The sequence below is a fragment of the Tamlana crocina genome, assembly GCF_012037625.1.
Genome location: NZ_JAAVJS010000578.1, coordinates 1 through 341, shown reverse-complemented (window position 1 = coordinate 341; position 341 = coordinate 1). Strand labels below are relative to the sequence as shown.

Below are 341 nucleotides of genomic sequence, written 5' to 3'. Positions count from 1 at the left end.
CAAAGCGCACCCGATCAAAGAGAGTTAATAAAGCAACTTATAATCAACCTGATAAAGGAATAATTCCGTGTAATCCGCAAAAATCTGCGGAATCTAAACTTCAGGGTAATCTGCAATAATCCGCGGAATCAAAACAACATTTGATCAGCGGTAGGAACATCCGAAAAAGTAAAAATTTAAAATGGACAAGAATACAAAGATATATATAGCTGGCCACCGCGGCATGGTAGGCTCCGCAATCTGGCGCAAGTTAGAAACTGAAGGTTACTCGAACTTAATCGGAAAAACTTCAAAGGAATTAGACCTACGCGACCAGAAAGCAGTAAACGACTTCTTCACCA

Annotated in this window: 1 protein-coding gene; it reads left to right on the top strand. The window is 40.2% G+C overall.

What is annotated here, in order from left to right; genetic code table 11:
• Nucleotides 1-181 precede the first annotated feature (181 nt).
• Nucleotides 182-341: NAD-dependent epimerase/dehydratase family protein (locus HC176_RS18120; RefSeq protein WP_167920396.1), on the top strand; the 160-nt coding region annotated here is incomplete at its 3' end.